The following is a 21,209-nucleotide window of genomic DNA, read 5'->3' on the forward strand; positions in this document are numbered from 1 at the left end:
TGATGCGTTTTCTCCCCGTCAGCCTCACCACCATTCTTGTCGAACTCGCCGATCTCGATGAAACGCTGGCGCTTTTCGCCTCGCTTCAGAACGATCCGGTCGAAGGTATCGAAGAGACGGTGCCGGCTGCCCGCACCCTGATGATCCGCTTTCGCCCTGAGAAGATCGATGCCGAAGCGCTGGCCGCGCGACTGGCAAGCCGCGATCTCTCGGCAAAAATCGCGCCTTCGGACAATCTCGTGGAAATCCCCGTCCACTATAATGGTGAGGATCTCGCCGATGTTGCCGAACTGACCGGCATGAGCATCGAAGAGGTCATCCGCCGCCACACCGAAAGCGAATTCACCGTGGCCTTTTGCGGCTTCGCTCCCGGCTTCGGTTATTTGGTCGGCGGCGATCCGGCGCTGCATGTGCCACGCCGGCAAAGCCCGCGCACCCGCATTCCGGCAGGTTCGGTGGCGCTGGCCGGCGCCTTCAGCGGCGTCTACCCGCAAAACAGCCCCGGCGGCTGGCAGATCATCGGCACCACGCCGGTGAAGATGTGGGATATAGACCGCGATCCCGGCGCGCTTTTCCAGCCGGGCTACCGTGTGCGTTTCTTCGACATGGACAGGACCGGCCGAACGGTCGATATCCCAGCTCCGGCACCGGCCAGGAAAGTACCAAGAAAGGATGGCCCGCATTTCGAGGTGCTGGCCGCGCCGATGCCTGCCATCTTTCAGGATCTCGGCCGTTTCGGCCAGACCGGGCAGGGTGTCTCCGCCTCCGGCGCGCTGGATCGCGGCGCGTTTAATGCCGCAAACCGCATCGTCGGCAATCCGGTCAACACGCCCTGTCTCGAACTGACGCTCGGCGGATTTTCCTTTAAAAGCACAAGCCGCGTCGTCATCGGCATTGCAGGCGCCCCCTGCCCCGTCACGATCACCACGGCAGATCGCAGCTTCGCGGCAAAGACCCTTGGCCCGGTGCCGCTCGAACCCGGTGATGTGGTCACTTTCGGCCAGCCGCCAAAGGGCATGCGCTGTTATCTTGCGGTGCGCGGCGGCTTCGATGTCGAGCCGGTGCTCGGCAGTTTCGCAACGGATACGCTGGCTGTCGTCGGCCCAGAGCCGGTGGGTACAGGCGCCATCCTTTCCCTCAAAGGCGAAAAGACCGGCCTTTCCAGCGTATCGATCGACGAGGTTCCGGCCTTCGAAGCGCCGGCAATGGGCGAGGTCGTCACGCTGGACGTCGTTCTCGGCCCCCGCACCGACTGGTTCACGCAAAAGGGCGTCGAGACGCTGACCGGCCAGCTCTGGCAGGTCACGCCGCAATCGAACCGCGTTGGCATCCGCCTTGCCGGCGACGTGCCGGTGGAGCGCAAGGACAGCGCCGAATTGCCGAGCGAAGGCACGGCGACAGGGGCGATCCAGATTCCCCATAGCGGCCAGCCGGTTCTCTTCCTTGCCGACCATCCGCTAACCGGCGGTTATCCCGTCATCGGCGCTGTCGCCGAATATCATCTCGATCTTGCGGGACAAATCCCCGTCAACGCCAAAATCAAATTCCGCCCAATCGGCCCCTTCGCCGAAATCGCGGCCAAGAACACAGAATTCCGAGGAGAAGAGCGATGAAAAAAGTGCTGATTGCCAATCGCGGCGAGATCGCGGTCCGCATCATCCGCGCATGTCGCGATTACGGCCTGCAATCGGTCGCCGTTTATGCCGATCCCGATCAGGATGCGCTCTTCGTCCGGCTCGCGGATGAGGCCTATGCGCTGGAGGGCGTGCGTCCCGCCGAGACCTATCTCGATATCGCCAAGCTGATTGCGATTGCCAAACGCGCCGGCGCGGATGCCATTCATCCCGGTTACGGTTTCCTGTCCGAACGCGCCGAATTTGCGCGTGCCGTTTTCGATGCCGGCCTCATCTGGATCGGCCCCGACCCGCACGTCATCGAGGCACTGGGCGACAAGGTAGAGGCACGGCGCATTGCCACCGGCGTCGGCGCACCGCTGGTCGCCGGCAGTGACGGCCCGGTTTCTTCCGCTGCCGAAGTCACGGCCTTCGCCGAAGAACACGGCCTGCCCGTCGCCATCAAGGCGGCCCATGGCGGCGGCGGTCGCGGTCTGAAGGTTGCGTGGAAGATGGAAGAGATCGCCGATCTCTACGAATCCGCCGTGCGCGAGGCAACGGCCGCCTTTGGCCGCGGCGAGTGTTTCCTTGAGCGCTTCCTTGACCGGCCCCGCCATATCGAGGCGCAGGTTCTGGCCGACAAGCATGGCAATGTGCTCGTCCTTGGCACCCGCGATTGTTCGCTGCAGCGCCGGAACCAGAAGCTGATCGAAGAGGCTCCCGCCCCGTTCCTCTCCGCCGAACAGCGGCAGAAAATCCATGCGGCTGCAAAAGCTATCTGCGCCGCTGCCGGTTATTCCGGCGCCGGCACGGTCGAATTCCTGCTCGGCGTCGATGGCACGATTTCTTTCCTCGAGGTCAATACGCGCCTGCAGGTGGAACATCCCGTTACCGAAGAAACCACCGGTATCGATCTCGTCATCGAGCAGTTCCGTATTGCTGAAGGCCAAAAGCTGCGGGTTCTCGAAACGCCGGAACCGCGTGGCCATTCGATGGAATTCCGCATCAATGCCGAAGATCCCGGCCGGGGCTTCCTGCCGACCCCCGGGTCGATCTCGGTTTTCAACGCCCCCTCCGGTCCCGGCATTCGCGTGGATAGCGGCGTCGTCAGCGGCTCCAGCGTGCCGGGCGTATTCGACTCGCTTATGGCGAAGCTGATCGTCACCGGCGCCGACCGCGATCAGGTTCTGCGCCGCGCCCGCCGCGCGCTCAAAGAATTCCGCATCGAAGGCATCGCCACCGTCCTGCCGTTCCATCGGGCCGCAATCGAAACCGAAGACTTCGTCGGAACTGACGGTTTCAAGGTTCACACCCGCTGGATCGAGACCGATTTCGCCGCCATGCCGGATGCCATGGAGCGCCCGGCACCGGCCGACGACCCTTCCGTCACCCGCACTTTTCTGGAAATCGACGGCAAGCGTGTATCGGTAGGTCTGCCCAGCCTGCTGCTCTCCAGCCTCGGTGCGGTTAGCGGCAACAGCGGGGCCGTTCCCGGCACCGCCGCCCCCAAGGAAAAGGAAGGCGAAATCACCGCCCCGGTTTCCGGCACCCTGCAATCCTTCAAAGTAAAAGACGGTGATGCGGTGTCGCAAGGCGATCTTCTGGCCGTCATGGAAGCCATGAAGATGGAGACGCAGATTGTCGCCACCAAGGCGGGCAAAGTCCGCCTCATTGTCAAGGAAGGCGACTATCTGCAGGCGGGCGCAGCCCTTCTCGAGATAGCCGGCTAATATACGGACAGGCCAGCGGCCTCACAATTGCAGATCGCGCATGGCCGGCGGCGGAACCCTTTCGCCGCCGGGCCGTTTATGGCGCGACCTGCTAACGACTGTGAGGGAAATATGGCCGGACGCACCTTGCTTCAGTTCTTCCATTGGTATTATCCGGACGGAGGGAAATTATGGAGCGAGGTAGCCGAAAAGGCCGAAAGCCTTGCGAAAATGGGCATCACCGATATCTGGCTGCCACCCGCCTATAAGGGTGCTGCCGGCGGTTATTCGGTCGGTTACGATACCTACGATCTTTTCGATCTCGGTGAATTCGACCAGAAGGGCACCGTCGCCACCAAATATGGCGATCGCGCCGCCCTCGAACATGCGGGCCGGGCGCTGAAGGAAAACGGCATCCGCGTTATTCATGACGTGGTTCTCAATCACAAGATGGGTGCGGATGAAAAGGAAAAGGTACGGGTTCGCCGCGTCAATCCCGAAGACCGTACCGAAATCGACGATGAAGACTTTCAGGCGCTGGCTTTTACCCGCTTCACCTTTCCCGGCCGCAACGGCAAACACTCCAAATTCATCTGGGACCTGAAGTGCTTCAGCGGTGTCGATCACATCGAAGAGCCGACCGAAGACGGTATATTCCGCCTCGTCAATGAGTATGGCGACGGGGAATGGAATGAGGAAGTCGATCAGGAAAACGGCAATTTCGATTATCTGATGGGTGCCGATGTCGAGTTCAGGAACCGGGCGGTTTACGAAGAGCTCAAATATTGGGGCCGCTGGCTCTCCGAGCAGGTGCAGGTCGATGGCTTCCGCCTCGATGCCGCCAAACATATTCCGGCCTGGTTCTTCCGCGACTGGGTCGGCCATATGCGCGAAACGGTCGATCCCGATCTTTTCGTCGTGGCGGAATATTGGCACCCCGATCTCGAGGCGCTGAAAAGCTATCTCGAACTCGTCGACAAGCAGCTGATGCTTTTCGATGTCGCGCTTCATCACAGCTTCCACGACGCCTCGAAACAGGGCGGCGATTTCGATATGCGCAGCATCTTCGATGGTTCGCTTGTGTCCGCCGTTCCAGACCATGCCGTCACGCTGGTCGACAATCACGACACGCAGCCGCTTCAATCGCTGGAAGCGCCGGTGGAGCCCTGGTTCAAGCCTCTGGCCTATGCAATCATTCTGCTGCGCGAAGAGGGTGTGCCCTGCGTCTTTTATCCCGATCTGTTCGGCACGAGCTATACCGACACCGGCAATGACGGCAACGAATATAAAATCGATATGCCCGCCATTGAATGCCTGCCGAAACTCATCGAGGCCCGCAGCCGTTTCGCCAACGGAGCCCAGACGGATATTCTCGACGATGCAAGCTGCATCGCCTTTATTCGCCACGGCGCCGCCGATGCGCCGGGCTGCGTGGTGGTGATGTCGAATGGCGAGCCCGCAGAAAAGCAGATCGATCTCGGTCCCGATCACGCCGGGGCGGTCTGGCATGACTTTCTCGGGCACCGTGAAGAACGGATTACCCTCGATGAGAGCGGCAAGGGCGTCTTTCCCACCAATGGCGGCAGCGTCAGCGTCTGGGTTGCCGCCGATTCCGAGTGAGAAACAAGCGTTCCGGTTCGGAAATCCCGTTCATTCCGCAGAAACGAGGCGGCGCGGACCTGCGCCGTCATCGGCCAGAACATCGTTCGGATTGCGCAACGGACAATCATCCAGCGAAAGACACCCGCAACCGATGCAGCCGGTAAGCTGATCGCGCAGCATGATAAGGCTGTTGATGCGAAGCTGCAGCATTTCCCGCCAGGATTGGGAAAACCTGCGCCAATCGGCCGTCGTTGCCACCCGATCCTGCGGCAGATCGGCCATCGCATCCCTGATGATGCTGAGCTGTATACCCGCCCGCTGCGCGATGCGGATGATGGCGATACGCCGCAGGACGGCGCGATGATAACGACGCTGGTTACCGGCGGTTCGCCAACCTTCAATCAGCCCCTTCGCCTCGTAAAAATGGATGGTGGACACGGCGATGCCGCTGCGGCGGGCAACCTCCCCAACCGTCAGGCTGTGCTTGAATACGGTACTTTCCATTCTGGCTCCTGCTTCCGTCACGATTTCCGCTCGGAAACGCGGAAACATAGTAAAGAGCAGCCGGTATAATTCCTCAACCATAGTTGAGGTCAATAGGCGATAGCCCAAAAAAAAGAGGCGCCCAAAGGCGCCTCCAAATTTCGTGAATGTGGCCACGGATCAGAACTTCGCTGTCATGCTGATCCAGAAACGGCGGCCTTCCATGACGGTGTTGAAATCGTCGGTGCCGACATCCTTGTCGAAGACATTGTAAATGGCGGCATTGAGGTCGACATTTTCGGCAACCGCATATTTCGCGCCGATATCGAGGGTCGTGTAGGCGTCATATTTACGCCCGGCCTTGCCGTTGATCGTCACAGGCGTGCCGTTGGTGCCGATGCGCGGGCCGGCATTGATTTCCGACCCGTGGTAGTTCAGCGAGGCCCAGGCTTCCAGACCGTCGATTGGGGTCACCCAGTCGCCGCGCAGATTGGCCATATGCTCCGGCGTGCGCGCCAGCGGGAAGCCTTCATAATCGCCGGTTTTCTGTTCGGAATGGGTATAGGTATAGTTGCCGCGCAGCGTCAGGTCCGGCGTCGCATACCATGTCGCCGTCAGTTCCACGCCCTGAATGACCGCATCATCGATGTTGTAATTGTACCAGAGACGATAGTTGCGGTCTTCGCTCCAGCGGGCAGGCGTTCCATCCGGATTGAGCACCAGCGCGTTGGAAATCTTGTCCTTGAAATCGGTATAGAAATAGGTAGCGCCGAGAGCGACGTCGCCATTGTCCCAAAGCGCAGCCACTTCATAGCTCGAGCTCTTTTCCGCTTCGAGGCTAGGATCGCCGATGATCACGCCGCAGGTGCCGCTCGGGCCATAGGTGCAACCGCCGCCGCCCGTCGTATAGGCATAACCCGGTGCGATCTGGCGGATTTCCGGGGCACGGAAACCGGTAGAGATGCCGCCTTTGATGGTCAGTTCCTCGGTCGCGCTCCAGACGCCATAAAGGCGCGGGCTGAAATGATTGCCGTATTTCTCGTGATTATCGAGACGAAGACCGCCCGTCAGCGCGAAATTATCGACAATGCGCCATTCATCCTCAAGGAAGAGCGCCCATTGCGTCGCCGAAAATGTCTCATCGCGGCCGGTGCGGCGTCCCGGGTTCTGGTCGGTCAGCCGCGCCTCGAAATATTGTCCGCCCGTGACCAGCGTGTGGTTGCCGAACAATTCGAACGGCGTCGTGAACTTGCCATCGAGAACGGTGTTACGCACTTCCGGCGAGCGCGGGTTTTCAGTCACGCGGCCGGTGCGGATATTTCTGGTGAAGTTGGTACGCTCCGCCCATTCCTGCTGGAACGAGAATTCGGATGTGGTCGGCCCCCAGCGGCCGGTATGCGACAATGACCAATGGTCGCGCGTATTGGTATTGTAGGTGCCGTTGGCGTCGGTTGCCGCCAGCGTGTCGCCGGGCTCGGCGCTGCGGCGCAGCCGCGTCTTGCCGCCTTCGAGATAGATGTCGTGATCCTCGTTCGGCGTAAACGTCAGACGACCGTTGAAATCATATTCCTTGGCGCCCGTGGTGCCGCTCAGAATACGGTCTTCGCCGCGTGTGAAACCCCTGCCCCAGAGCTGCAGACCGAGCTGGTCCTTCAGGATCGGTCCGTTAGCGTACCAGGAGACCTGGCCGCTATTGCCGAATTTGGAATGCTGCTGAACCGTGCCTTCGGTGGTGACGGAACCTGACCAGACATCGCCGACCTTGCGGGTGATGATGTTGATGACACCGCCCATGGCATCCGAACCATAAAGCGAGGACATCGGCCCGCGCACCACTTCGATGCGCTCGATCGCCGAAACCGGCGGCACGAAACTCTGTTCGAAACCGGAATTGCCGTTGGTGCGGGCATCGCGCGTGCTCTGCCGCTTGCCGTCAACCAGAACCAGCGTGTAAGCACCGGGCAGACCGCGAATGAAAATATCCTTTTCATTAGCAATGCCGGTGACGGATACGCCCTGAACTTCCCGCAGGGCATCGGTCAGATCGCGATAGGACCCCTTTTCCAGATCTTCCCGCGTCACAACCGTGATGCTGGCCGGAGCGTCCTTCACATTCTGCTCGAAACCGGATGCGGTGACGACGATCTGCTGAAGAACCGTGTTCCCCTCAGACGCCTGCTGCGCAAAAACGGGCAGAGCAATGCTAAGGGCCGTTCCCGCCATTGCTGCCGAAAGACCGGCCTTTATTACCGTCGCGGACTTTTCGCGGCCGCGGTACTTCAATTCCATGTTATGCCCCCGCATTTAACTTGAGAATTTAACCCCACTTATTTAGGAGGGAGTGCGGGCGCAACGCGTTTGTTTTCGAACAGTTCTAAATTCCAGAAATTGCAAAAAGGGCTCCCCGGACAAGCGGTGGAGTAAAAAAATCGCAAGATGACAACCGGCAAGAGAAAAGATGAACCAGCTTCCACGACAAGGCCCGACAGGCTTGGGCAGCTGAAACTACTTGTCGCTTTCGATGCGTTGTTGCGGGAAGGCAGCGTCAGCCGCGCGGCGGCGGGCATGGGACTGCCGACATCTTCCATGAGCCGCATCTTGCAGCAGCTGCGCGAAAGATATGGCGATCAGCTTTTTCTGCGCACCGGCCAGGGCCTGCGTCCCACCCCCTTTGCCGAAAACATGCGGCTGCGCATTCGTTCGCTGGCGGCGGAGGCCGAGAACCTTATCGACTATTCGCAGGAAAAACCCGCCGCCCCGGCCAACGCCAGTGCAAGCGGCTGGGAGCGGCCCGTGCTGATGAAGGCGCCGCCGCTTTCGCTTCGCCCCAGCGTTCTTCTGGAAGGTCAGCCAACACCGGAAAACATCGCCGACCGTCTTGCGCGCATCGGCCACAATGCCGATCCGCAGCAGAGGCTTGCCAAATATATCGCAACCTGCGCGATGGGCATCGGCAACAGCCGCCCGCTCAGCCAGGTGGAAGCGATGGATGCGCTCTCGATCATTCTCGACGGCGATGCCGACCCTATACAGATAGGCGCGCTGCTCGCCACCATGAATTATCGCGGAGTGACCGCGGCGGAGCTTGCCGGTTTCATCGAAGCCATGTGGCGACATATAGAGAGGGACCAGCAAGCTCCTGCATCGGCGGATCTCGACTGGCCCGCTTATATGTCGCCGAAACATCGCGATGCGCCGTGGTTCCTCCATTCCGCGCGTCTTGTCGCCATGGCGGGATACAGCGTCCTGCTGCACGGGCATGTGGGGCAGGGAGAAAACGGCGGCAAGCTTGAACTTGCAGCACAGGCCTGCGGCATTCCCCTTTGCCACTCGCTTTCGCAGGCGGCGAAAGCCACAGCCTCGGAACGCATCGCCTACCTGCCGATCGGTGGTCTGTCCCAGCAGTTTCAAAGCCTGCTCGGCCTGTACGGCATTCTGGAGATGCGCCTGCCGCTCAACACGGTCGTGCATCTTCTCAATCCGCTTCGCGCCAGAAGCACGATCATCGGCGTCGCCCGCCCGTCCTATCAGGAACTTCATCGGGACACCGCGCGACTGCTTTCGGTGGAAAACCTCGCCATTCTCGGCAATACGCGGGATTTCGCGCAATTCACGCCGTTTCGCAGCACCCGGATTTTCGGTCTTTCAAAGGGCAGGGATGTGGAATTTATCGTTCCCGCACGCGAAACGCCGCCCGCCGAAATGCCGACCATGTTCACAACCTTCGAATATTGGCGGGCGGTATGGACGGGTGCCGCAAGGGACGAAAGGGCAGAAACCATTATCATCTCGACGGCAGCCATCGCGCTGATGCTGGTCAACGATATGGCTCTGCCCTTTGAGGAAGCCTATGCCCGCAGCCTTCGGCTCTGGAACGACAGGGCGCGCAATCTCGTCAACGCCTGATCAGCGATCAGGCATTGGCGACGGCCCTTTTCAGCGCCAGATATTCCCAAAGGGCGACAAGCAGAAGAATTGCCGTGCTCACCAGTTGCAGCACGAAAAGCGGAATACCCGGCACCGGCAAAAGCAGGCAGAGCGCCGCCACGCCGGCAAAATGCGAAACCGGTCGCTGATAGGCGACGGCGATCTTGACGCCGATATTGCCGACCAGAAACAGAACCGGACCGCCGAGAATGGCGAGCGCCTCGCGCATCGTTGCGCCATCCCGCGCATGGGAGAGGCTGAAATCCTCCCCCACCGCCGTCAGGATGATACCGGCCACGATGGGCAAATGCCCGTAGTTAAAAAGATTATGGGCGATCTTCGCCTTTTCTTCGGCATTCTCCGCTTTTCTCGACGCCTCCTCCTGCCCGTGATGGAAATAAATCCACCACATCGCCACGGTACTGACGAAAGCGGAGCAGAAGACGATGAATGTCAGGCCCGAATTCATATATTCGGTGGCCGTGCGTCCCGTGGTCAGGATCGTTTCGCCAAGGCAGATGATGACGAAGAGCGCACATCGCTCCGCCAGATGCTCGCCGGAAAGATGCAGCCTGTCCTCGTCGCTCGAGGCTACGCCCGGCACGACATAACGGCAGGCGGGGCCGGCATATTCAATTGCAAGTGCGATGCCCCACAGGAGAATGCGATCGGCCAGATCGACGAGCCCACCGGCCAGCCAGAACAGGCTCGATACCACGAGCCAGATCGTCACGCGCACGAAGACCAGATAAGACTGCCGGTCTTCACCCCTGAACGCATAGAGGGCGAACAGGCTTCGACCGACTTGCATCACGCTGTAGATCAGGGCGAAGACAAGGCCCTGTTCCGAAAAAGCCTCCGGCAGCGCGATCGCCAGCAGAACGCCGCCGAACATCAGCACGAACAGCAGGATCCTGACTGGCTCCTTTTCCGTGTTCAGCAGGTTTGTGATCCAGGTGGTGTGTATCCATAGCCACCAGAGCGACAATATCAGGATGCCAGCCTCAAGCGCAGCCGTCGGCCCAAAATCCTTGGCCAGAGCGTGGGAGAGTTGGATCAGCGCGAAAACAAAGACCAGATCGAAGAACAGTTCGGGGAAGCTGGCCTTGCCGGCGTCCTGGCCCTCCTGCCTTATCCAGCTTTCCGCATCCGCTTTGCGTCGTTGACGCTCACCCCCGGTTCTCATTCCACCTCCGCCGCAAGATTTCGACCGGTCTTCTCACCACGCCCCCTCACCGTTGCGACAAAGCCTCTTCGCTCCCCGATGCAACCGGGTTCGACCTTCGGCCGGGAAGCTCCAGCGCCCGCGCATTGTCGGGATAAAAGCGCGGCCCAACCAGACGGACTTTCTTCCCAGAGACGTCGGTAATGTAGTTCGGGGTCGCAGCCTTGGGCGAAAGTGGAATGCTGTCGGCGCTGGAAACCGTAAGCGTGCTGACCTCGAGAGGCTGGGCAATTGCAGGCAGGCTCGTCATTGCGGTGAGTGCGGCTGAGAGAATAAATGATCTTGGAAACATGGGACGCATATCCTGGCACAATTAGTTGCGCCATAAACAGCCCTCGCCCGCTTTGGTTCCGCCGCTCGTCAGCGATCCCCATCAAGGTAGGAGCTATATTGAACATAGTCGGCGCTTGGTTGCCCACCGACAATCTCCGGCGGTCGACCTTCGCCACCGGGCAGATGGCCAGTGTTTTCGAGCTCCGCTCTCAGGAGCTTTTCGATAGCCCTTTCCCGCGGCAAGGCGTTATCCGCCATGTAGAGGGCGACGGCCAGTTCCATGTCATCCGGAAAATTCATCAGCTCAGCCATCCGTTCAAGCAATCAAGCCCAAACGCAGGACCTTGCAGAAAGTTCAACTTCGCCGCCCTCGGCGCGGGGCTTTGTCTGTCGACAGTGCATTTACTTCCGACGGGCCATATCGTGGTTTTGTGGCGCCCGCGTATGCACTTCTATTCAGTACCACACGCCTGTTTTGCCAGGTGCTCTGCGCAGACAAATTGCGCTTTCCGCTCCTCTCGTCGCAATTTCGACGAAAAACACCCTCGACTCAAGCGATTGAAACCAATCACGGAAAAACGCAAACGAAAGCTAAACAGAACTTAGTTTTCATTACTTTGCATTAACCATAGAAATCCACAGGCTGCACTGTTGCTACAGCACCCTCATGCGAATCTCTTTCTACTTGCGGAAACGGCGTTAATGTAACTTCCGTCTGCTTTTTCCGCAAGCGATGACCATTTCGCGCGGCCCGTGAGAACTCACGAAAGCATGTTCGCCTCCATGGTGTCCTTACGCCCTCGCAACTGCGCCAGAAGCATTGTCTGCACATCGAAGCCGCCTTCCTGCGCCTTACGGGTCAGATTACGCAGATATCCGCCGAGCGAGCTTATCTGGTCCGCTTTCTGCAAAAGGCATGCGAGAATGGCTGCCGTTCCCTGTCGGCCGAATGTGAGGAGGGCATCCTGATACGCCGACTGGCTGATGTTGAACATGGTTTTGATGACGGATGTCGCCACTTCAAGATCGCGCCATCCGGTAACCGCTCCGCCTGGGGCATAGAGCGAGATATCCGGGCAAGCCTTCAAAACCAAAACAATATCAGGAACAAAAAAATGCTTATGAAGAACAGGCTTTGCTGACTGCGGCGAAGCTTTTGCACTTACGGGTGCCACATATGCCGGCTGGGTGCTTGCCGTGCTGGCAGGTGCAACGGTTGCCGGTTCGCACAAATCTTGCCGTTCAGATATGGATTCGGATTCTGAATTCTTTATGAGGCGCTCATTTTGGCAGTCATTGCCGCCCGTTTTTTCCGATTTTTCAATATTTTCCAGATAGTTGGTCACTTCCGCGCGCAACGAGGCCAAAAATCCGGCGATTTCTCGAAGCTCCGCCGGCTTGGAATTGCGGCCGAGAGAGCGGGCAATGGAATTGTAGCGGGTCTGAAACCCTTCGAAGGTTTCGACTTCTCCGCTCGCGGCAATCATCTCGCAGAGTTTCTGGATATCGCGGCGGCATAGGCTGATGTTTTCACGAAGCCGCTGAAGATCGAGCCGCTCGCTGACGATGCGTTCGGCCAGTTCCTCGATTTCCGCTTTGCGGGCAAGAAGCGGCGCCAGCGAAAAACCGTAAGCCTCGCTGATTTCCCCTCCCCTATGCTTGCGGGCGTATCGTTTTCCGTTCGGGCTGTCCTTGCGAATGATAAGACCGGCCTCGACAAGAGCCGAGAGATGCCGCCGCAACGTCTGCTCGGCCATGCCATGGGCCCTGAGTGACAATTGCGTATTCGACGGGAAGACGACCAATCCGGCTTCGCTGGAAAGCTCGTTCTTCGGATAAAAACTCAAAAGCGCGTTCAGAACCGCGAGCGAGCGATCAGTCACGCGGAGCAATGGCCTGGCTTCGCAGACCGAACGATAGAGTTTCCATTTATCGACCGCTTCGATTTTCTTGTTTTTCTGCGCGGCAAACTGGGTTGCGAGGACGCCAAACGACATCGCTCGCCGCCCAAAGGGCGTCGTTACACATGTGCTGTCCATGTCTTTCACCTTTCACAAGGCAAAAGAAAATCGCTCACCGAAAAATTCGATGCCAAGACTCTTGACTATGATTCGCGGAAATGAGATTCTTCGGGTGCTTAAATCAAAGAAAGGCTTCCGCGCGGCAACGTTCGGGGGCTTTTTTCTTTTGTGATGCGTCTCCTGTTAGTCGTTCGAGTTAAAAATCACTGCTTGGACCGGTATTCGGCAAACAGCGTCTGAAGATGTTCGAGAACGAACTCGGCAAATTCCGGGGCTTCGTTCTTGTCGATGGAGATATCCAGCTTGCGGTCGCTTTCGACCACCTTTGCCAGTCGACCGCCGGTTTGCGATGACCAGACGCCGGTTTTTTTCGCCTGCGCCTTGGGCTTCAGAAAATCCAGAAGCGACTTGAAACGTTCTTCCGATGGCAGGGCGGCAACCGATGCGTCCTTGACATAGGCGCGGGCTGCTTCCTTGACCTGAGAGGAGGAAAGCTGATCGGCAAGATCCATCCAGTTACGACGGCCGACAGTCGGGGCCGGGCCAATCAGATCGACCAAATCTTCGGGAATACGGCCGACAACCGAAAGCATGTTGGAGAGATCGCCCTTGTGCAGCGACATGGCGGCCATGATCGTATCGCGAGGAAACCGCATTTGCAGTTTCTGGGCAAAACGCGCCTTTTCGATATAGGTGAGGTCGCGGCGCTCGTTGTTTTCCTGTCCCTGGGCAACGACAAGCTGCTCGTCGCTGAGATCACGAACGACCGCCTTGACCGGAATACCGAGGCTGGAAACGGCGCGCAGGCGACGATGGCCGAAGGCGACCTGATAACGGCCGGGGAATTCGGGATGCGGGCGCACCAGAATGGGAACCTGCTGGCCCTGTTCACGAATGGCCTCTATCAGGCCAGCATCCGCCTCTTCCGAGGCTGGCATGCGATCCGGTATGAAAGAGGGATCGATGTCGGCAGGGTTGAGCGAAACGATCGTAAGACCTTCGGCGAGCTGCTTTTCGATCTCTTCTGCCCGCTTGGCGCGTTCCGATACTTCGTTGAGCGACTGGCCGATCATGCCGACCGGGGAATTCAGAACATCCGTCACGAGTTCAGGAGAACCGAGGATGGGCCGGATACGCGGACGCGACCGCTCGGTGGCAGCCTCGTTGCTGTCGGCGCCCGGCGTACCGAGATTGGCGAAAATCTGTTTTCTGCTCATGCTGCCCTACCCCACGCTTTTTTAATCAGTCCTTCGATTTCAGCGTTTACGTTGTTCATGGCTTCCAGTGCGCGGTCATAGGTGGACCGGGTGAACTGGGTTCTTTCCACTTCAAAAAGTGTCTGGTTGGTCAGTCCGGCATCCGAGACGGCCGTGCTCTTCAGCATCGGGTGGATGAGGACGTTTTCACCGAAAATCGAGCGCAGGAACGCGACCATCTGGTTTTGCGGCCCATCGCTCGGTTCAAAACGGGTGATCAGGTAACGCATCCAGTTGTAGTCAGAACGCGCGCCCGCCCTGCCGATTTCAGCGAGAAGATCGCCGGTCATGGCAAGGAACTGGTTCATCGACATCACATCGAGCATTTGCGGATGAACGGTGACAAGAACCGATGTGGCAGCCGTCAGCGCCGAAAGTGTCAGATAACCGAGCTGTGGCGGGCAATCGATGACCACAACGTCATAGAAGTTCTGCGCCTGGGCTATTGCCTGGCCGATGCGGGCAAAAAACAAGGTATCTCCCGGTGCGCGACGCATCAGCGCGCGGGGCGTGTCGTGTTCGAATTCCATAAGTTCCAGATTGCCCGGAACGATATGGAGATTGGGAATATAGGTACCACGAACGATCTCCGCGATCGGTCGGCGTTCATCGTCGTAGCGGATCGCGCCGTAAAGCGTTTCATTCGGACCGACATCGATCTCCGGCTGATGACCGAAGAGAGCGGACAGACTGGCCTGCGGATCGAGATCGATGGCAAGTACCCGGTAACCGCGCAGCGCCAGATATTGCGCCAGATGCGCAGATGTCGTGGTTTTGCCCGAACCGCCCTTGAAGTTCATGACCGCAATGACCTGCAACTCTTCACCGTCACGGCGATGCGGCAGATAACGGCGTGTGCCACGCGCGCCCTGATCGAGGAATTTTCTGATCTCGTCCATATCCTCGACGGAATAGGAACGACGGCCGGAAGCCTGCGCCGCATCGAGCTCCGGACGCTCGGCGGCGATCTGGCGAAGATAGGCTTCGCCGATGCCGATCAACCGTGCGGTTTCCGCCGGTGAAAAATGGCGCATGCTCTTTTCGGTGTGCGGTGAAAATGTATTTGCATTATGAGCCTGCAATTGGGCTGACAACGCAGCCGAATGCTGTTGTATAAGACTCGTCAGGTCGGGTGCTCCTGCGGCACGTCTTAAATCGGCACTCTGTGTCATCGGTCTTCTTTCGCTCGAAATTGCAGTAGCGGTTTTTTTCGAAAAAGGCGGTTTTTTCCGCAACTGAGATATAAGCGCCGATTCTCTTTTTGGCGCAATAGGCTTTTTTCTCAGGTTGGAAAGTGCCGCTAAAGCATTGTGGAAGAATCACATTTGCTTTTTGTGACCGTTTGACGGTTAGCCGCGGCTAACTTCTCGTTGTTGATCATAAAGAAGGGCATTGTCGCGTCGTTTGGTGCCCGAATATCCGCCCCCGTGCGGAAGTTTGCCGCGGCTAACTTTTGGGTTTGATCTTCTATGCCTCCGATAATCCCGGCGCCAGAAAGTGAAGGGTGGACATTCGCATCTGTTTAATCTCTACTCGTTGACTAGAGTATCATTGGGTTCGGCACCCGTCGTCTGGCTGTTCAAGCTGTCGCAGGTTGGAGGAATGAATGTCCTATGATGTCGCTCTCGTCGGGTCGGGTTTTTCGGCAATCTGTACCGCTGCCCATCTTCTATCGTCACTGCCCGCGGAAGCCTCTATCGCTATCGTCGGCGATGAGTCGGATTTCGGGCGCGGCACCGCCTATCGCACGGAGCTGCCCTATCATCGTCTGAATGTGCCGGCCGGGCGAATGAGTGTCTTCCCTGACAAGCCTGATGACTTTGTCGACTGGTTGGCGGAAAACGGGATCGCGGACAATCCCCTGCTGTTCGCCTCGCGCGGTGATTACGGTCTTTATCTTCGCGACAGGTTGGCCGGCCTGCTCAGAAGCAGGGAGCAACGGGCCCGGGTGGACTTCGTTCGGGCCAAGGCTTCTGCCTGTCGGCCGGATGGTGCAGGCGGGTTTTCTTTTGCGCTGGAAAATGGTGAGCAGCTGCGCGCGCAGAATGTCGTTCTGTGTCTGGGTGTCGGCGCGGCGAGTTTGCCGGTGCAAACTGTCGCAAGGGAAGAAGAGGGCCCGCAACGTGTCATCGGCCACTGCTGGCAGCCGGGATGGTTGTCCAAAATTAGAGCCGGAGATCGCATTTGTATTCTGGGGTCGGGCCTGACGATGATCGATCAGGTTTTGACTCTGAGGGGAAAAGGACATCAAGGGCCAATCCATGTTCTGTCCCGCCGTGGTCTGGTGCCGCATCCGCATGTCAGCCCACCGTCACCGCCCGTGGAGCCGAATTTACCCGAAGGCTCGACGGAGATTAGCTGGTTGCTGCACTCTCTGCGCAAGCAGGTGCGCGATGGGGCGCCGTGGCGCACCGTCATGGATGGCTTGCGGCCGCAAACCCAATCGCTTTGGCAACGTCTTACACCTCCGCAGCGCAGCCGGTTTCTTCGGCATGCCTTGCCGTGGTGGAACATCCATCGGCACCGTATCGCGCCTGAAGTGTCTGGCGCTTTCGGGAAGTTGCTTTCAGATGGTGTTCTTGAAATTCATGCGGGTTACCTTCGCTCCATAAAAGAAGGGGAGGAGGGGATCGCCGTGCGTTACCGCCGCAGGCATACGCAGATATTGAAGGAACTGCAGGTCGATTGGGTCATCAATTGCACGGGAATGGAGCGGGCCGGCATCGGCCATTCGCGGCTTCTTGAAACGATGCGCGGGGACGGTGTTATTTTGCTCGATCCCTTCGGGCTCGGTGTAGAAGTCGATCGCCAGTCTCGTTTGCTGCGGACTGACGGACGAAGCTGGCCCGGTCTTTTCGCCGCCGGTGCGTTGACGGCGGGCCGCTTCTGGGAAATTACCGCCGTTCCGGATATTCGTGTGCAGGCGCAGAAGATCGCGCAAGAGATCACGGACAGAGTGACAGCGAGCGATCGGCTTTCCGCACGGGGATGAGCTGGTGAAGGGCCGGCCGCAGTCAGACGTGCCTAGTACCTGTCCTAAGAGGTTAGCCGCGGCAAACTTGTTCTCTGAATAATGTGCTGGAAATTCCATGGATGCCCAATTGGCGAGTGGAACGCAGCGCGAATGCCGATGGGAACCGCAGGATAAGCGCGCTGTTCTTACTTGAATCATGGCATATATCGACCATAAGCCGTATATTTCCCTGTAATCAACAGCAGAAAGCGTGGCGGCGGATTTCGCACGTAATGTGCCCGATTGCTAAATAATTTACATTGCTTATGGAAATGCGCCATGAAATCGGCTACAAATCGCGAAAATTTCTGAAATTATGAAAATAATTTGCGAGGACTTATGCAAAAGCCGAAACTGATACGATATGAGGCGGCGGACAATCAGGCTGGTGGACAGCGGCGACCATTTGCCAAGGCCGTCCGGGCCGGCGATTTCGTTTATGTTTCCGGGCAGGTGCCGACCGTCGATGGCGAGGTGGTGACCGGCGGAATCGTGGCGCAGACCGAGCAGGTGGTTGCGAATATCAAGGATGTTCTGGCGCTTGCCGATTGTACGCTTGCGGATGTGGTCAAGGTCAATGTCTGGCTGGACGATGCCCGGGATTTTTCGAGCTTTAACGCTGTCTTCCAGAAATATTTCATCGATCATCCGCCCGCACGCTCCACCGTGCAATCTCCGTTGATGGTCGATGCCAAGGTGGAAATGGACGTTATCGCCTATAAGCCGCTGACCTGAAGCCCAATTTGCCGATGTTTGAGAGTAGATGATGACCTATCCCTGGCCTGATGCGGGCACACCCCTCAATGCGATTTCGACGCCGATGCCTGTCATCGACGAGGACAGGCTCGCCGCCAATATCCTCAGGGCGCAATCTTATCTGGATGACCACGGCAAGGCCTTTCGGCCGCATATCAAGACGCACAAGATACCCGCCGTCGCAAAGCAGCAGCTTCAGGCCGGCGCCATCGGCATTAATTGCCAGAAAGTCAGTGAGGCGGAGGTTTTTGCGGATGCCGGTTTTGATGACATTCTGATTACCTATAATATTCTCGGTGCAGCAAAGCTGTCGCGGCTGAAGGCGCTGAATGCGCGCATCGGCCGGTTGAGCGTGGTTGCCGATAGCGTGGTCACGATTGCCGGCCTTGCCGATACATTCGATGCGGCAAGGCCGCTTGCCGTACTGGTCGAATGCGACACGGGCGGCAAGCGCTGTGGTGTGCAGACGCCGGAAGCGGCACTGGCGCTTGCGGAAAAGATCGCGGCGGCACCGGGCCTCACATTCAAGGGCATTTTGACCTACCCGGCACCGGGAGGCGCCGCGACGGTGGAGAACTTCCTTCGCGAGACCATGGCATTGCTGGCGGCAAAGGGCATGGATTGCCCGGTGCGATCCAGCGGCGGTTCTCCGGATTTTTACGCCGCCCATCTCGTTCCTTGCGCCACCGAACATCGGGCCGGCACCTATGTCTATAATGATCGCGCCATGCTGCGCGCCGGACATTGCACGGCGGACGATCTCGCCATGCATGTTCTTGCCACCGTCGTATCGCGACCGACAGCCGATCGGGCGGTGCTGGATTGCGGCTCCAAGGCCCTGACCTCGGATCTTCTGGGTTTCAGCGATTACGGGCTGCTCGAAGGCTATGAAGGAGCGAAAATCATCTCGCTTTCGGAAGAACATGCGGTTGTCGATCTATCCCGCTGTGCCTCGGGCCGGCCTGAAATCGGCGATGTGGTCAAGGTCGTTCCGAACCACACCTGCGTTGTCAGCAATCTTTTCGATAGGATGGTTTTCCATCGAAACGGTGTCGTGACGCGGGTTGAGCAGGTCGCGGCCCGCGGTACGGTCTGGTAAAATTACCCGGCTAATTAAATTCTGAAATAAAGCTGCCGAAGGGCAGACTGCGGTAACGAGAATCTAGAGACATGCGCATCTTCACGGCGTCACTCGCCACCGAAACCAACACGTTTTCACCCGTCCCGACGGATATGGACGCCTTTCGCGCGGCTTTTTATGCCGGGCCGGGGGAACATCCAGAAACGCCGACGCTCTGCTCATCGCCAGTGCCGATCTTGCGTCATCGCGGTAAGGCGGAAGGGTTTACGGTAATAGAAGGAACTTCCTGCTGGGCGGAACCGGCGGGCCTTATCCAGCGCCAGACCTATGAAACGCTGCGGGACACCATTCTTGCCGAACTCCATGCTGCCCTGCCGGTCGATGCCGTGGTGCTCGGTCTGCACGGCGCGATGGTGGCGCAGGGTTATGACGATCCGGAGGGGGATTTCCTGTCACGCGTCCGCGCATTGGTTGGACCGGATGTACTGGTCGCGGCGGAATTCGATCCGCACAGCCATCTGACCGCGCTTCGGGTCAAAAATCTCGATATTATGGCAACGTTTCTGGAGTTTCCGCATACGGATTTCGAAGAGCGCGGCGAGCATGTCGTGGAAATGGCGCTGCGCACGCTTCGGGGGGAGATCAAGCCGGTCATCTCCACTTTCGATTGCCGTATGATCACCATTTATCCCACCAGCCGTGAGCCGATGCGCTCTTACGTCGACCGGTTGAAGGCGATGGAAGGCAAGGATGGCATCCTGTCGATTTCCGTCATTCACGGTTTTATGGCGGGCGATGTGCCGGATATGGGAACGCGCATCGTTGTCGTGACCGATAATGACAGGGCAAAGGGCGATGCGCTGGCCGAAAAGCTCGGCCATGAGCTTTATGTCATGCGGAAACTGACCGCCATGCCGATGCTGGATACGGAATCCGGTCTCGACCAGGTTCTTGCCATTCGCAGCAACAATCCGGACAGGCCGGTCGTCGTATCGGATATCTGGGACAATCCAGGCGGCGGTGTCGCCGGTGACGCCACCCATATTCTGCGGCGCATGGTGGAGCGCGGCATGGACAATATCGCCGTCGCGACGATCTGGGACCCGATTGCGGTTTCCTTCTGTCACGCGGCGGGCGAGGGCGCGGAGATAGATCTGCGCATCGGCGGCAAATCCAGCCCGGAAGGCGGCGAGCCGCTCGATTTCCGCATAAAGGTGATGCGCACGACCGAGGCCGGCTGGCAGAGTTTCTGCAACAGCCGCGTCACGCTCGGCCGTGCCGCTGTCGTTCGGCCGCTCGGTACGCAGATCGATATCATCCTCATCACCAGCCGCACACAAACTTATGAGCCGGATATCTTTTCCAATCTCGGCGTCGATTTCGCGAAAAAAGACGTGCTGCTGGTCAAGTCCACCAACCATTTCCATGCGGGGTTTGCGCCTGTAGCCTCCGAGATCGTTTACATAGCGGCCCCGACATCCTATCCGACCGATCCGGCGAAAACGCCCTATCGCAAGGCGAGCCTTGAGCTTTGGCCACGGGTGGCCGATCCGCTGGGGCTGGACTGAGGCGGCAGCGGTTTGGGCGTTATCTGGACAAAATTTGTGAAGCCTTTTCCCGAAGGCTTCAGAGACGCTCGAGGGTGATCAGGAAAAACGCGCTTTCGTTTCGATCTCCTTCGACGGTGAACGGTAAACCGCCTTCGATCAGCAGACCGTCCAGCTTCCCCAATCGGTTCTCGCCTTCACCGGTTAAAACCGCCAGCGGGTCGAGTGCCAGCACAAGCGTCGTGTTTCCGGCGGCTTTTCCCGAAAACGGGCCGGAATGCCTTTTAACGACATGACGAAAGCGCGAGCGGCGAGTCATGACGTTCAGATCGGTGATCGCGCCATCGGGCAGGGTCGCATTCACGGGAACATCGGCCGGAAAGGGCAGGGGTGGGCTTTCCATTGTCAGCAACAGCGGATCGCCGGCCGCAATTGCCAGAGCCATGCCGTTTCCCTCAAGAATGGAGAGGGTGCGGTCTATGCCGGGGAAGATCGAAAACGGCCCGTCGCTCGCCACTGTCGCCATGCTGATGCGCCAGTCGAAATTCTCGACGGAAGAGGCGGGTGGAAAGATGGCGATTTCCACCGTTTCGCCGCCGCCGTTTTTCCAGGGCATTCGCTTGTAATCGCTTGCGCGCAGCAGGGTCATGGTTTTCCACTTTTGAGAGGGATCGGCCGGAAAGGTGTTTCTCTTTCCGGCCGA

General features: G+C 58.6%; 17 protein-coding genes. 8 read left to right on the forward strand and 9 right to left on the reverse strand.

Annotated elements, in window-relative coordinates; translation table 11 throughout:
* The first annotated feature begins 2 nt into the window (after positions 1-2).
* From BTE54_RS09045 to amyA, 3 genes are all read left to right on the forward strand, one after another.
* Positions 3-1,613, forward strand: a complete 1,611-nt coding sequence (locus BTE54_RS09045) for a 5-oxoprolinase/urea amidolyase family protein (protein ID WP_078052236.1) — start codon at positions 3-5, stop codon at positions 1,611-1,613.
* Entirely contained in the window at positions 1,610-3,343 is a 1,734-nt protein-coding gene (locus BTE54_RS09050) for a biotin carboxylase N-terminal domain-containing protein (RefSeq protein ID WP_078052197.1), read from the forward strand. The genes BTE54_RS09045 and BTE54_RS09050 overlap by 4 nt, the downstream gene beginning before the upstream one ends.
* A gap of 111 nt (positions 3,344-3,454) precedes the next feature.
* Positions 3,455-4,942: an alpha-amylase gene (amyA, locus tag BTE54_RS09055; protein ID WP_078052198.1), complete on the forward strand. Its 1,488-nt coding sequence runs from the start codon at positions 3,455-3,457 to the stop codon at positions 4,940-4,942.
* Between the two features lie 30 nt (positions 4,943-4,972).
* Here the strand turns inward: amyA and soxR are convergent, their stop codons facing one another.
* Together soxR and BTE54_RS09065 are read right to left on the reverse strand one after the other, a co-directional pair.
* A complete protein-coding gene (gene soxR, locus BTE54_RS09060) occupies positions 4,973-5,428 on the reverse strand; it encodes a redox-sensitive transcriptional activator SoxR (RefSeq protein ID WP_078052237.1) in 456 nt (151 codons plus the stop codon).
* 159 nt (positions 5,429-5,587) lie between these two features.
* Positions 5,588-7,696: a TonB-dependent siderophore receptor gene (locus tag BTE54_RS09065; RefSeq protein WP_078052199.1), complete on the reverse strand. Its 2,109-nt coding sequence runs from the start codon at positions 7,694-7,696 to the stop codon at positions 5,588-5,590.
* Positions 7,697-7,843: 147 nt separating this feature from the next.
* Here BTE54_RS09065 and BTE54_RS09070 point away from each other — a divergent pair, with 147 nt between their 5' ends.
* The gene (locus BTE54_RS09070) at positions 7,844-9,313 is read left to right on the forward strand and encodes a glycosyl transferase family protein (RefSeq protein WP_078052200.1); all 1,470 of its coding nucleotides are present in this window, start codon (positions 7,844-7,846) and stop codon (positions 9,311-9,313) included.
* Positions 9,314-9,320: 7 nt separating this feature from the next.
* Here the strand turns inward: BTE54_RS09070 and BTE54_RS09075 are convergent, their stop codons facing one another.
* The 6 genes from BTE54_RS09075 to repA all read right to left on the reverse strand — a co-directional run bounded on the left by BTE54_RS09075 (position 9,321) and on the right by repA (position 15,281).
* Positions 9,321-10,520 (reverse strand): low temperature requirement protein A, encoded by a 1,200-nt coding sequence (locus BTE54_RS09075; RefSeq protein ID WP_078052201.1) that lies wholly within the window; start codon positions 10,518-10,520, stop codon positions 9,321-9,323.
* A gap of 46 nt (positions 10,521-10,566) precedes the next feature.
* A complete protein-coding gene (locus tag BTE54_RS09080; RefSeq protein ID WP_078052238.1) occupies positions 10,567-10,851 on the reverse strand; it encodes a hypothetical protein in 285 nt (94 codons plus the stop codon).
* A 68-nt stretch (positions 10,852-10,919) separates the two neighbouring features.
* On the reverse strand, positions 10,920-11,132 hold the full coding sequence (locus BTE54_RS09085; protein ID WP_065656707.1) for a hypothetical protein: 213 nt from the start codon (positions 11,130-11,132) through the stop codon (positions 10,920-10,922).
* A gap of 461 nt (positions 11,133-11,593) precedes the next feature.
* A complete protein-coding gene (gene repC, locus BTE54_RS09090; protein ID WP_078052202.1) occupies positions 11,594-12,871 on the reverse strand; it encodes a plasmid replication protein RepC in 1,278 nt (425 codons plus the stop codon).
* A gap of 185 nt (positions 12,872-13,056) precedes the next feature.
* The gene (repB, locus tag BTE54_RS09095; protein WP_065656675.1) at positions 13,057-14,070 is read right to left on the reverse strand and encodes a plasmid partitioning protein RepB; all 1,014 of its coding nucleotides are present in this window, start codon (positions 14,068-14,070) and stop codon (positions 13,057-13,059) included.
* A complete protein-coding gene (gene repA, locus BTE54_RS09100; RefSeq protein ID WP_026363408.1) occupies positions 14,067-15,281 on the reverse strand; it encodes a plasmid partitioning protein RepA in 1,215 nt (404 codons plus the stop codon). Before repA ends, repB begins: the two co-directional genes overlap by 4 nt.
* Before the next feature lie 434 nt (positions 15,282-15,715).
* Here repA and BTE54_RS09105 point away from each other — a divergent pair, with 434 nt between their 5' ends.
* The 4 genes from BTE54_RS09105 to BTE54_RS09120 all read left to right on the forward strand — a co-directional run bounded on the left by BTE54_RS09105 (position 15,716) and on the right by BTE54_RS09120 (position 20,527).
* Positions 15,716-17,101: an FAD/NAD(P)-binding protein gene (locus tag BTE54_RS09105; protein ID WP_078052203.1), complete on the forward strand. Its 1,386-nt coding sequence runs from the start codon at positions 15,716-15,718 to the stop codon at positions 17,099-17,101.
* A 360-nt stretch (positions 17,102-17,461) separates the two neighbouring features.
* On the forward strand, positions 17,462-17,857 hold the full coding sequence (locus BTE54_RS09110) for a RidA family protein (RefSeq protein ID WP_065656677.1): 396 nt from the start codon (positions 17,462-17,464) through the stop codon (positions 17,855-17,857).
* Between the two features lie 31 nt (positions 17,858-17,888).
* A complete protein-coding gene (locus BTE54_RS09115) occupies positions 17,889-18,977 on the forward strand; it encodes a D-TA family PLP-dependent enzyme (RefSeq protein WP_078052239.1) in 1,089 nt (362 codons plus the stop codon).
* A gap of 71 nt (positions 18,978-19,048) precedes the next feature.
* On the forward strand, positions 19,049-20,527 hold the full coding sequence (locus tag BTE54_RS09120) for a M81 family metallopeptidase (protein WP_078052204.1): 1,479 nt from the start codon (positions 19,049-19,051) through the stop codon (positions 20,525-20,527).
* A 58-nt stretch (positions 20,528-20,585) separates the two neighbouring features.
* Here the strand turns inward: BTE54_RS09120 and BTE54_RS09125 are convergent, their stop codons facing one another.
* Positions 20,586-21,155 (reverse strand): HutD family protein, encoded by a 570-nt coding sequence (locus BTE54_RS09125; RefSeq protein WP_078052205.1) that lies wholly within the window; start codon positions 21,153-21,155, stop codon positions 20,586-20,588.
* Between the last annotated feature and the right edge of the window lie 54 nt (positions 21,156-21,209).

This window comes from Agrobacterium sp. YIC 4121 (genome assembly GCF_002008205.1).
Lineage (GTDB): Bacteria > Pseudomonadota > Alphaproteobacteria > Rhizobiales > Rhizobiaceae > Agrobacterium > Agrobacterium leguminum.